11 protein-coding genes are annotated in these 12,162 nt (G+C 62.4%); 8 read left to right on the forward strand and 3 right to left on the reverse strand.

What is annotated here, in order from left to right:
• Nucleotides 1–58 precede the first annotated feature (58 nt).
• Together ligD and AACL56_RS30010 are read right to left on the reverse strand one after the other, a co-directional pair.
• Nucleotides 59–2,602, reverse strand: coding sequence for a DNA ligase D (gene ligD / locus AACL56_RS30005; RefSeq protein WP_339093665.1), 2,544 nt, complete (start codon nucleotides 2,600–2,602; stop codon nucleotides 59–61).
• Between the two features lie 8 nt (nucleotides 2,603–2,610).
• Nucleotides 2,611–2,790, reverse strand: a complete 180-nt coding sequence (locus AACL56_RS30010; protein ID WP_339093666.1) for a DUF3606 domain-containing protein — start codon at nucleotides 2,788–2,790, stop codon at nucleotides 2,611–2,613.
• A 699-nt stretch (nucleotides 2,791–3,489) separates the two neighbouring features.
• Here AACL56_RS30010 and AACL56_RS30015 point away from each other — a divergent pair.
• The 7 genes from AACL56_RS30015 to AACL56_RS30045 all read left to right on the forward strand — a co-directional run bounded on the left by AACL56_RS30015 (nucleotide 3,490) and on the right by AACL56_RS30045 (nucleotide 9,929).
• Nucleotides 3,490–4,788, forward strand: a complete 1,299-nt coding sequence (locus AACL56_RS30015) for a cation:proton antiporter (protein ID WP_339093667.1) — start codon at nucleotides 3,490–3,492, stop codon at nucleotides 4,786–4,788.
• A 353-nt stretch (nucleotides 4,789–5,141) separates the two neighbouring features.
• Entirely contained in the window at nucleotides 5,142–7,064 is a 1,923-nt protein-coding gene (locus tag AACL56_RS30020) for an ABC transporter ATP-binding protein/permease (protein WP_339093669.1), read from the forward strand.
• 606 nt (nucleotides 7,065–7,670) lie between these two features.
• The gene (locus AACL56_RS30025) at nucleotides 7,671–7,937 is read left to right on the forward strand and encodes a leucine zipper domain-containing protein (RefSeq protein WP_339093671.1); all 267 of its coding nucleotides are present in this window, start codon (nucleotides 7,671–7,673) and stop codon (nucleotides 7,935–7,937) included.
• Between the two features lie 145 nt (nucleotides 7,938–8,082).
• Complete coding sequence (locus AACL56_RS30030; protein ID WP_339093673.1) at nucleotides 8,083–8,412, forward strand: hypothetical protein; 330 nt, start codon at nucleotides 8,083–8,085, stop codon at nucleotides 8,410–8,412.
• 108 nt (nucleotides 8,413–8,520) lie between these two features.
• A complete protein-coding gene (locus AACL56_RS30035) occupies nucleotides 8,521–8,958 on the forward strand; it encodes an Hsp20/alpha crystallin family protein (protein WP_339093675.1) in 438 nt (145 codons plus the stop codon).
• A 27-nt stretch (nucleotides 8,959–8,985) separates the two neighbouring features.
• Nucleotides 8,986–9,393, forward strand: a complete 408-nt coding sequence (locus AACL56_RS30040; RefSeq protein WP_339093677.1) for an Hsp20/alpha crystallin family protein — start codon at nucleotides 8,986–8,988, stop codon at nucleotides 9,391–9,393.
• Between the two features lie 164 nt (nucleotides 9,394–9,557).
• Complete coding sequence (locus tag AACL56_RS30045) at nucleotides 9,558–9,929, forward strand: hypothetical protein (RefSeq protein WP_339093679.1); 372 nt, start codon at nucleotides 9,558–9,560, stop codon at nucleotides 9,927–9,929.
• 288 nt (nucleotides 9,930–10,217) lie between these two features.
• Here the strand turns inward: AACL56_RS30045 and AACL56_RS30050 are convergent, their stop codons facing one another.
• Complete coding sequence (locus tag AACL56_RS30050) at nucleotides 10,218–10,457, reverse strand: hypothetical protein (RefSeq protein ID WP_339093680.1); 240 nt, start codon at nucleotides 10,455–10,457, stop codon at nucleotides 10,218–10,220.
• A 412-nt stretch (nucleotides 10,458–10,869) separates the two neighbouring features.
• Between AACL56_RS30050 and chrA the strand changes: the two genes are divergently transcribed.
• The gene (gene chrA, locus AACL56_RS30055) at nucleotides 10,870–12,123 is read left to right on the forward strand and encodes a chromate efflux transporter (protein ID WP_339093681.1); all 1,254 of its coding nucleotides are present in this window, start codon (nucleotides 10,870–10,872) and stop codon (nucleotides 12,121–12,123) included.
• The last annotated feature ends 39 nt before the right edge of the window (nucleotides 12,124–12,162 follow it).

Consider the following 12,162-nt stretch of genomic DNA (forward strand, 5'->3'; position numbering starts at 1 on the left):
TCCGTCCGGACGTGACTCAGGCGCTACAGCGCAAAAATGGATAGAACGTAGATCTTTCCTAACGCTTGAAGCCCAAACGTTTCATCGCTTCTGCGAGTGGCTGCCGTGTCTTCCAGTAAGCTTCCCAAGGATCCGCAGCTTGAAATGAAAGGTGTTCGCGCGCTGTGCGCACGTTCCACTGTGCACCACTTTTAAGCTGTGTCATATCGTCCCAGCTCACCGGGATGGAGACGCCGAGGCCTGGCCTGGCACGTGCGGAGAATGCAGCCACAGTGGTTGCTCCGTGACCGTTTCGCAGGTAGTCGACGAACAACTTGCCCACGCGGTTATTCGGCCCGCTCCTGGCGACAAAACGGGTCGGGATCGTCTTGGCCAAGTGTTGTACAACAGCTTGCGAGAACCCTTTGACAGTTTCGTAGTCGTAGCGCGGCGCGAGGGGCACTACCACGTGCAGGCCTTTGCCGCCACTGGTTTTGAGCCACGCTTCGAGGCCGAGTGCTCGCAGCATCGCCCTCACGAGCGTGGCTGCTTCCTGGATGTGCTCCCACGGGGTGCCTTCGCCGGGGTCGAGATCAAAAACCATTCGGTCCGGCTTTTCGATCACTTTCGCCGTCGAGTTCCATGTGTGGAACTCCATGACGTTCATTTGTGCAGCACCGACAAGCGCCTTGGCACTTGCGACCTCCAGCAGAGCCTTGTGCCCCGGCCACAAAGTTTCGGGTAGCTCATTGATGCCCGGAATACCGATCTTCTCGCCGTGCTTCTGGAAAAACAATTCACCACCCACGCCAGTCGGCCCGCGAACGAGCGAGCACGGCCGCCCCTTCAGATGGGGAAGAATGAAGTCTGTCATCGACTCGTAGAAGCGCACCAGATCAAGCTTCGTGACGCCCGATGTGGGGTCGATCAAGCGCTCGCCGTGACTAACCTTGACGGTTCCAACTGATGGTTTCTGCTTGCCAGTCGCCAGGGTGGCTGGATCCGGGCCGGATATGACCTTTGGCTGCTCGCGCACGATGGACTTTGCCGGCTTGTCGTCTCTTAATCCAATGAACGAGGCGTGGCGGATCTGGCCGTCCGGTGTCCATTCGGCGAACGCCACCTCCGCCAGTAGCACTGGCCTGACCCAGCGTTCCGCGCCAGACTTGCGCTTCGACCACCGCCCCGGCTTCAACGTGCCCTTATCGAAAGGCGGTTCGTCTGCAGCCAGGGGCACCAGCTTCCTCTTGAACTCCGCGGCTTCGCCAACACTCCATCCTGTTCCCACGCTGCCGGCAGGCAAGAGGTTGCTCTTGGCGTCATGGATCCCAAGTAGCAGGCTTCCGATCTGCGCAGAGTTATCGCTGCGATCGGTGTAGCCGCAAACAACGAATTCCTGGCGCAGCTTGCACTTGAGCTTCAGCCAGGTCTCGCTGCGACGGGAAACGTATGGCGCGTCAGCGCGCTTCGCGATGACCCCTTCCAGTTGCAACTGACAAGCAGATCGCAGGATTGAGGAGGGGTCGGCCGGAAAGTCTGCGCTGAAGCGCACGTGCTCTGAAGCCCGTTCCTCGAAGAATGCACGCAACACTTCACGGCGCGCCTTCAGGGGGACATCACGCAGGTCCGCACCTTCGAAGAAGGGCGCGTCAAAAACAAAATAGACGATCTGGTCGGTGCCTTGGTGCTTGTCGAACGCGTTTTGCAACGCATTGAAATCCGGGGCGCCGCTGGGGCCCAGGACGACGATTTCTCCGTCCAGGAACGTCGAGGTCAGGCCCATCTTGCCGAGTTCGTCCACCAACTGGGGCATCTTTTGGGCCCAGTCGTGCCCGCCCCGCGTAATGAGTCCCACCTTGCCCTTGTCCAGTCGGGCCATGAGGCGATAACCGTCGAACTTGATTTCGTAAAGCCATTCGCCAGTTCCCGGGATGCCTGCCGCGAGCGTGGCGAGCTGTGGCTTCAGGGTCTGGGGCAATGCGGATTTCTTTGCCGAAGCAAGGGGATTTCTGACGGACGAAGGCTTGGGGTGCTCGGCATTCTTGGATGGCTTGCGCGCCACCTTTTTGAGAGGCTTTGCAATGACGCTGTCTGGAAGCGCCGTCACGACGTCGTAGTCCGCATGCGGGCGCGCGAACTCGTCTTTCTTCTTGAAGAGGATCCACGGCTCCTGGCGCTCGCCGCCCTTGGCGATGTTCACGAGCTCCCACAAACCTTCCAGTTTTTGGCCATGCAGGCGAAATACGAGCTTGCCTGCGGCCATGCCGGCGCGTGGGTCTCCGACAGGCTCCCAAGTCCCGTTGTCCCAGACTATCACCGTGCCGGCGCCGTACTGCTTCGGCGGGATCGTCCCCTCGAAGGACGAGTAGGAGATGGGGTGGTCCTCGACGTGGATCGCCATCCGTTTCTCCTGCGGGTCGAAGCTCGGACCTTTCGGCACGGCCCAGGACAGCATCACGCCGTCCAACTCGAGCCGGAAGTCATAGTGCAGCCTCGAGGCGGCGTGCTTCTGGACAACAAAACTGAGGGCGTGAGGGTTGGCCTTGCCGCCCTCGGCGGGCTCGCTCGTGACGGCGAAGTTGCGCTTCGCCTTGTAAACCGAGAGCGCATCACCCTTGGTCATGACGCTGCCTACTTCTTGCCGGCGAGGTATTCGCGGACCTTCTCTGCCGAGTTGCCCACCGCCTCGACCGCCGCGCGCAGCTGCTCCTCACTGCAGTCCAGACTCTTGGTCCAGTCACGGATCTCATAGTCCTCGTTCAACGAGATGAGCGTGCGATCAAGGCCTGTTTGCTTCTTGTTGTCAGTCATTCGAGTCTCCTTAAACACGCCACATTCGGACCACGAGCGGGTTGGCGCTGTAGGTCTGAGACCCTGGCTGCTTTCAGAGCAGATCTGCATCTGTCTCTGGCAAGAGATCGATTCTTGGTCTCATAGCGTTAAAAGCCCAGTCGTCGGACCTTTTTCTTGGGAGGAACAGACGGAACGCATACAGCTTTGAGCGACGCGCCGGTTGCCACGCATGTCCGCAGAGAGGAGCCGCCTCACAGCGTAAGTCTGGGCTCTCCTACGTTCGAAGCCGGGCGCGACTCAACACCATAGAACCAAGCTCGTTTCCGCGCGCGAGTTTGTCGGGAGGGCGTCCGGTCCCTGCTTCCACGGCTTGGCCGCGAACATTCTGCGGAAGGAATTCATGGCAGCAGGCGACAGAAGCCTTTTGAAGGGCGCAATCACCTTTGGTCTGGTTCACATTCCAGTCACCCGGCGAGCATCGGGCAAGAGGTGGACTTCGACTGGCTCGGCAACGCTGGCCAGTTGTGGCCCGCGCTTCGCCCGAAACAGATCGATTCCATAAGGAAAGCATCGCCATGCGGCCTCACCGTTTCGAATTTTCTGGCCAAGTCCAGTTGATCCAGATGCCGTCGAAGTGCTTATTCCCGCGAATCCTGCCGATCAGGGCCATCGATTTGTGGACATCGCTCTAGATCTATTCTTCATTGGGTCCAGCTTATGACTGCGGCTACGTGGGATCTGATAATCGGCGGGCTGCTGATACTGATGGCGCTATCGGGCACCTTGCTCAAGACATTGCCGATCAGCGCCGCAGCGCTCTACATGGCTCTGGGTTTTGCGCTGGGCCCGGGTGGCTTCAACGTGGTGCACATCGGCATCGAGTCCGACGCCGCCCTCATCGAGGCGATCAGCGAGGTGGCGGTGCTGGTGTCGCTCTTCGCTGTGGGGCTTCGTCTGCAGATCCGCATGCAGCTCTCGAATTGGAGACAGCCTGTTCTTCTCGCCACGCTCGGCATGGTTATCACCATTGCGCTGATGACACTGGCAGGCCTCGCCTTGCACATGTCGCTGGCGGCTGCGCTGTTGCTGGCAGCGATTCTTGCGCCGACAGACCCCGTGCTGGCCTCCGACGTGCAGGTGCGCCATGAGAACGACCGGGACGACCTGCGCTTCGGCTTGACTGCCGAGGGCGGACTGAATGATGGCGCTGCCTTTCCTTTCGTCATGCTGGCGCTGGGGCTGGCGGGCGCACATCACCTCGGGCCCCTGGCTCTTCGGTGGCTGGGTCTGGACGTTGCCTGGGCCATCGTGGGCGGCCTCGCACTCGGCTGGACGTGCGGCGCCGTGTTCACGCGCCTGGTGCTATTCCTGCAAACCGAGAAGAAGCAGGCGCTGGGAATGGAGAGCTTCCTCGCGCTGGGCCTCATCGCGCTGACCTACGGCATCGCGCTGCATGCCTCGGTGTACGGATTTCTTGCCGTCTTCGTCGCTGGTCTCAGCATGCGCGCCGTCGAGCGCGCCGTCGAGGACGAGGCCGACCAGGTGCGTGCTGTCGCCGAGGCACCTCAGGCCAGGGAGGCGGCCGCCGAGCAAGCGCATACGGCCGATGCGATGACGCGCGACGTGCTCGAATTTGCGCGTGAGCTGGAGAAGTTCGTGGAACTGGCTGCCATGCTGGTGATCGGCTGCCTTCTGCGCGCAGAGATGCTGACGTGGAAGAACGTCCTGATCGCCGTTCTGTTGATCACTGTCGCGCGGCCGGTGGCGGTCTACGTCTCTACGCTGCGCAGCGACTGGACCGCGCCGCAGCGCCGGCTGGGTGCCTGGTTCGGAATCCGCGGCGTGGGTTCCATGTACTACTTGGCATACGCGACTACGCACGGCGCGTCGTCGCCGGACATCGGCCCTGTCGGCGGTGCGGTGCTGGTCACCGTCGCCATCTCCGTCGTCGTGCACGGCATCTCGGCCACGCCGCTCATGAGCATCTATCAGGCGGCTGCAAAGCGCCGGCGCTGAGCGCCGGCTTCGTGGCGGCATTTGTCGGCTTTCCGGGTAAGTGGCGCCTCGCGCCCGCAAGTCGCAACGGTCACCGCGTGGGGCAAGCCGAGGGCGCTTCGAGCAGCGACTGCAAAGACAGGACGCGGCCCCCCGAAAACTGTGTGTTCGCTCATCGCGCGGTCGTCTGACAGGGATGCGGTCCACGGCGGAGTTAGCCTCTTTGCATGTCTGGCAAAGGTCTGCAACATCGAACCATTGCGGCAGGAATCGTTGATGGCCCTCGGCCGGAGGCAGTCTGCGCTTGGTGAATGGTTGCGGTCCGGCATGCCAGTTGATGCGCGCCGGGCGCCCACGTTTTCGATTCCTCACCCATGCTTGACCGAGCCGCCGACCCCCTTGCCGATGCAGTTGCAACGGCCACTACCACTGCGGCGTCCGCACTTGCCAAGACCGGGACATCTACGTCCGGAACATCCGGGATCGCGCCGGTAGGAACGAAGCGTCGGCGCGGGGCACGTCCTCCGGGTCTGTCGCTCGCGGCGTGGAAGCAGTTTCTTCGCGTTGCCAAGCCGTTCTGGCTGGGCGACAAGCGCTCCACTGCATGGTGGCTGCTCGCGCTGCTCATGGGACTGATGCTCCTGGACACGCAACTGGCGGTCATGCTGGTGGCGAAGACAGGTGAGCTGACATCGGCGCTGGCCGCCAAAGACGCCGACCGCTTCTGGGTCGCCGTTCGTGCCAGCCTCATCGTTCTCGCTATGGCGGTGCCGGTCTATGCGTTCTATTACTTCATGCGCGACTCCTTCGCCAACCAGTGGCGCAAGTGGCTGACGGGGCGGTTCCTCGATGGATACCTGAGCCAGCGCCGCTACTACCACCTCAGCGCCGACCCGGACATCGACAACCCCGACCAGCGCATTGCCGAGGACATCAACACCTTCACTGGGCGCAGCATCAACTTTCTGCTGGTCGTGCTGGGCTCCGCGATGCAACTGGTCGCCTTCAGTGCCGTGCTGTGGGGCATCAGCAAGGTGCTCGTCGGCTTTCTAGCGATCTACGCCATCGTCGGGACCGTGGTCGCGCTGTGGCTCTTCGGCCAACCGTTGATCCATCTCAATTTCTGGCAGCTGAAGCGTGAAGCGGATTTCCGGTTCGACCTCATGCGGCTGCGCGAGAACGCGGAGAGCATTGCCTTCTACCGGGGCGAACCTCAGGAGCGCGCACAGATCGACCGACGCTTCGAAGACGTCTACGAGAATTACGATAAGCTCATCAAGAAGCAGCGCAACCTGAATCTCTATCAGCGCGCATACAGCCAGCTGACGCTCGTGCTCCCGGTCGTCATCCTGGCGCAGGCGGTGCTGAGCGGCGAGCTGGAGGTCGGTCGCGCCACGCAAGCCGTTGCCGCCTTCGCCGCGGTGCTGACCGCCGTGACCGTGATCGTCGACAACTTCGAGTCGCTCAGCCGCTTCGTCGCCGGCATCGGCCGGCTGGACGTCCTGGCCAAGGCAGTGGCGCTGCCGCAGCGCGCCGACAGGCCTGTGGAGGGTACGGCCGCTTCAACCTCCGGTGAGGAGCAACGTATCAACCTGCATGAAGAAGGCGAGGCTTTGTTGATCGAGTCGCTCACGCTTCGCACGCCTGGGGCGGGCAGGGTGCTGCTGCAGGAACTCGAACTGGAAATGAAACCTGGCGATGGCCTGCTCATCACCGGGCCCAGCGGCAGCGGCAAGAGCAGTTTGCTCAGGGCCATCGCCGGGTTGTGGGATCACGGCTCTGGCACGGTGCGCCGGCTGCCGCTGCAGAGCCTGATGTTCCTCCCGCAGCGGCCCTACATGCCGGCCGGAAGCCTCCGGCAGCAGTTGCTGTATCCCTCGCGAGACATAGAAGGCGTGACCGATGAGCGCCTCGCCGGGATCCTGGCCGAAGTGCAACTCCCGGACCTCGTTGCCCGTGTGGGCGGTCTGGAAGCGGTGCAGCACTGGGACAAGGTCTTGAGCATGGGAGAGCAGCAACGGCTGTCATTTGCTCGCGTGCTGGTCCACGCCCCACGGTTTGTCATTCTGGACGAGGCGACCAGCGCGTTGGATGACGAGAACGAAGCGGCTCTCTATGCGCGCGTGAAGCAGGAAGGGGCGACGCTGATTAGCATTGCGCACCGGGAGGCGGTAGTGCCGTTCCATACCCAGGTGCTGCGCTTCGACGGTGACGGGCGCTGGGTGCTGCAGGAAGCGGATGCGTACATGGCGGCGCGGCGCAGTGAGGCCGCAAGAGATGTCGAAGCGGCTGCGTGATGCCTTCTCCAAGCTTCGATCGTCGTTCGCGCTCTGCACCGGAGGAGAACATGAAATTTGCAAGGTCCGCGTCCCGCTTTCGCAGGCAGTCCATCCTGTGTCTCGCCGTCGCGGTGCCGTTGGCAGTCATCGTGTTTGTGGGACATCGCATGGCCGCGCGGCCGGGCGGGCCCTTGGACCAGCCGCAGGTATCACGCTCCCTGCCTGCCAATCAGGAGGCGCCGTCTCCATTCGAGAAGACTGCAGTGCTTGGAAAAGCCCCAGATCCTGTGCTTTCACAGCCTTCCAGGCCTAGCTTCGACTGCACAACCGCCTCATCGTCGGCGGAGAGAAAGATCTGTGCAGACCCGGCCCTTGGAAAGCTGGACGCTGACATGGCGGAAATTTACGAAGTAGCGCTGCGGGCTAGTTCCGACAGGAAGGCTTTTGCAGCAAAGCATGCGCAGTGGACGCGCGACGAGAGAGATGCATGCGCAGATGCAGTCTGCCTTCGACGCGTGTATGAGCTCAGGATCTTCGCGCTCCGCGGAAATCGATAGCACGGCCCGAATTAGCGCCCCGGTACGGCTTTTGTATCCTTGAAGCGTTCGCGAGGATGGCCTCGAAGTGGATCGGACGAACCGGGCGCCACAGCAGGGTTGGACGGTGAGGGCCGCCAGTAAAGCTGGTGGTGTGAGCGTTAGAACGGCCGACAAGTGGCTGGCTCCCTTCGAGCCGGAGGGGGCCCAAGGGTTGGCTGATCTCAGTTCCAGGCCCCGACGCTGGTCGCACGCCATTGCCGAGGGAGACCGGGTGCGCTTCGAAGCGTTGCCCGCCAGCGGTGCCCGCCGTGGCGCATTGCCATGCAGGCCGGACGCAGTCTGGCCGCGCTGAGGCGGTGTCCACGCATGCACGCTTGGGGCACGCGGAAGCGAACCAATTCCAGAAAAAAATCTGTCTGCCTCCTCTTGAAAAGTTTTTTTCGGGCACCTAGTTTCTTCACCGTCGGAAACTGGTCACCGCCAAAGGAGGTATCGACATGACCATGAACTTGCTCAAGCAAATTGCCGGCTCTCGCTTGCCCCTGACGTTCTATCGCACCACGGACATCGACCAGGTTCGAGTCCTTCGCGCCGCCGGCCTTGTGGTCGCCATGGTGCCCTCGCCGGCCCACGCCTCTTCGGGATCGCCTTCTGTGGCCCAGGTCTTGGCGATCACGCAAAAAGGCCGGGAGGAACTGGCGAAATTCAACTACCCCGAATCGCGGTCACCGCGCTGGCGTCTGAGGATGCCTCGCATCAAGACAGTGTCCTGGCCGCGCACGCTGCGCTCGAGTGCCGACTCTCGCAAGTCCGCACCCATGCAATAGGCGCCTTTCGCCCAGGCAAGCGCGCCTTGCCGTCATTCCAAACTGCCAGTTGTTCAACCGTGCGCCGCCTCGGTCGGCCGAGGCGTGCCTGCATCCAGGAGATTTGCCATGTACCGTGCTTTGTTCCCGCGCGACCTGTTCGCCGAAATCGATCGTCTGCAGCGCGACATGCGCCAGGCTGCGGACCTGTCGCCAAGCATCCGCGGCCTTCCCCGCGACGGCTTTCCCGCGCTCAATGTCGGCAGCACCGACCGGGCCCTCGAGATCTACGCCTTCGCGCCCGGCATCGATCCCGCGTCACTCGAAGTGACTCTCGAGCGCGGGCTGCTCACCATCGCCGGCGAGCGAAAGGGAATCACGCCGCGCCCGGAAGACAAAGCCACGCTCCATATCAACGAGCGGTTCGAAGGCGCCTTTCGCCGCGTGATGACGCTGCCCGAAGACGCCGATCCTGAGGGTGTGGAAGCCAAGCTGAGCAATGGGCTTCTTCACATCACCGTCCAGCGCCAAGTGGCCGCGCAGCCACGCCGCATCACCGTCCAGTGAACGCCGAAAAACCAGGAAGGAGAAATCATGAACAGCGATATCCAATCGGCTGACCGTCCCAGCCGCCATGACGCCGAAACACCCGAGAATTCCCGCTATGAGGTGTCGGCTCTCACGCCTCCCGTCGATGTGATCGAGGACGTGAGCGGCATCACTTTGTACGCGGACCTGCCTGGCGTCAGCCGTGAAGGACTCAACCTGCACGTGGAGGCCTCGACACTGACGATCGAGGCCGAATCGTCCTTGAAGGTCCCCGATGGGTTGAAGATCAGCCACACCGAAGTCGCACTTGGTCGCTTCCGGCGCGTCTTCACCCTCAGCAAGGAACTCGACACCGAAAAGGTGACCGCTGAACTGGACCAAGGCGTTTTGAAGCTGCGGATACCGAAGGCGTCGCATGCGCAGCCACGTCGCATCGAGGTGAAGACTGGGTAGGAGCTGGTCGGACGGCCTCGCCGAGCCGAGGCCGTCTCGCCAAGACTCCTTCTGGCTGCCACCGCCGGTTGAGCTGCTCGAAGGCGGCAGCTTCGCCTATTGACGACCAGCGCGCTACAAGTTGTAGTGCATAGATTGCTTCGTAGCGATCAATTTTGCAAGCCATGTCAAAGAAGTCGATTGAGGTCCTTGTGCAAAGCGAACCGCCCATCAAGCCACTGACGGCTTCGATACTTCGTGCGCTGTTGTCCCTTCCGCTGGGTGCTCAAGCGAAAGAACTTGCGGTACTGTTGAACTGCGATGTGGAACAGGTGCGGCGCGCACTTCGTGCCGCTAAAGCGAAGGCACTCGTGGATGTCGAGCCAGGAGATCGCATGGGGCCTGCAGAGTGGTTCCTGTTGCCGGCTGGCAAGGAGACATTGCGCGCGTACGAGCGGATGAATCCGCCTCCAGTCGCTTCTGCCCAGCATCGCTTGCCCCCTTCGCTGCCCAACGTTCCGAACAGTGTTTTCGCCCTTGGCAACTTTGCAAACTAGCAGTGCCACGCCCGCGGCCGCGAGGTCGTTGACAATCGCGGGTTGACGCTCCTCGTTCGTTGACGCGACGTTCAACGTTACCCAGCCCGCCTCGAACGGTCGACCGCACTCTCGCCGTGTTGGCCGAGCACCGCCGAATGCAACCGGCGGCCGGAACCGGTCAACAGCGACCCTTCGGCATCGCCATGCAGGCATTTGTGAGTGGGCTTGGAGAGCTGCGCCGCCGGAAAACCGACAACAGGCTCGTTACCACCGGCACGCAGGTCGACATACGCGGAGACGGCGCATTCATTTATCTGCGCCTCTTGCACCAAGCAGATCGCGCACGGCAACGGCCACCACCAAAAGCGCCAAGCCGGCGGCGGTCAGCGTTGCCGCCGTGTAGAAGCCAATCAGAGCCCAGTAAAAGACGGGCTGCTCTGCTGCGAGGATGTCAGCGCCCTTGCGATTGTCGAGTGCCCCAGTGCGCAGGCCTTCCAACACTTCGGTCGCTGCCATAAGGCAACCCCAGCCGATCAAGGTCGCCACGGCGAGGGCCGCCAGCGACGGTAGCCACGACCGTCGGCGGCTCGGGATATCCGAAGGACCCGTCACGTACTCACTGCGTTAGCAAAGGTTAAGCGATTCCCGAACGAAAGCTGATTGCCTCCAGATCACGAGGCAGATGGTTCCAGGCAATCTTCCAAGTCGTCGGAGACGCTCGACTGGACGACTTCCATTGTCGATCTGATTGAAGCTTCTGCGTTTGGACAGTTCTCTGCAGTGCGGTAAGGGCCCGGTCATCCCATCTTGACACGCAACAGTCTGCTGGTAAGGCGTTTGACTGGATCTTCCCCTTCGGCCAACGAAGCGACTTGCGCGGCCCGGCGGACCTGATCTTTCGGCTTCAAGTGGCATAGCTAAGATGCCCGGGGTATCAGCCAACCAGGACCGGCATTCGATGAGCGAAAGTGAAGAAGCAGACAAGCAGGACTCGGCGTTGGCCGCCGCTTTGCCAACAAGCGAGCCCGCACCGCAGGGCTCTGCCTTGGAGGTCTTTGTCGCCTTCTCGAAGCTCGGGCTGACCTCCTTCGGCGGGCCTGTCGCTCACCTCGGCTACTTCCGTACCGAGTTCGTCGAGCGTCGGGCGTGGTTGGACGACAGGAGCTACTCCGATCTGGTCGCGCTCTGTCAGTTTCTGCCAGGTCCCGCCAGCAGCCAAGTTGGCATCGCGTTAGGACTCGGACGCGCAGGGTGGCTGGGGGCATTCTGCGCATGGGTCGGTTTCACTCTTCCGTCCGCCGCAGCGCTCATCTTGTTCGCGCTGGGCGTCACCCAATGGGCCGCGTTGGCGCAATCAGGTGCGGTTCACGGCCTCAAGGTCGTTGCAGTTGCCATCGTTGCGCAGGCCGTATGGGGCATGGCCAAGACGCTTTGTGCGGACCGTCTGAGAGCGGGCGTGGCCATCGTAGCCGCGCTCTTTATGCTGGCCGTTCCGTCGGCGATGGGCCAGGTCGGTGCCATTGTTGCAGGTGGCATTGCAGGACGATGGGCGGTGCAACTCGGACACCTGCCGGTCGCGGAGCATCGCGACTACGGCATCAGCAAGAGAACGGGCGCAGCGATGCTCTTGAAGTTCGGCCTGTTGCTCGTACTGCTGCCGGTGCTGGCGGCCGCAGTTCGGTTGCCAGCTCTGTCGGCCATCTCGTCGTTCTACCAATCGGGCGCACTCGTGTTTGGCGGCGGGCATGTGGTGCTGCCGCTGCTGCAGGCGAGCGTCGTACCCACCGGCTTGGTCACCAACGATGCGTTCCTCGCCGGATACGGGGCCGCCCAAGCCGTGCCGGGTCCCTTGTTTACCTTCGCCGCTTACCTCGGGGCAGTGATGACTGGAACGCTTGGAGGATGGGTCGGTGGTCTGACGCTGCTCGTTGCCATCTTTGTTCCTGCGTTCCTGATGGTGGCCGGCGCCCTGCCGTTCTGGGAGCCGCTGCGCCAGCGCGACGGGGTGCAACGTGCGATGGCCGGTGTCAATGCCGCGGTGGTCGGCGTCTTGGCAGCCGCATTGTACGACCCGGTATGGACGAGCGCCATCCATTCACGCGCCGATTTCGGGCTGGCCCTGGCCGCCTTCGGCTTGCTGGTCTACGGGCGGCAGTCGCCTGTGCTGGTCGTGGCGCTTGCGGCGGCTGCGGGCTGGATGCTTGCGCTTTGAACCCGGCATCCCCTTTCTACGAGCCAACGATGGGACGGT

This window comes from Variovorax paradoxus, from assembly GCF_902712855.1.
In the GTDB taxonomy this organism is placed as follows: Bacteria; Pseudomonadota; Gammaproteobacteria; order Burkholderiales; family Burkholderiaceae_C; genus Variovorax; species Variovorax paradoxus_Q.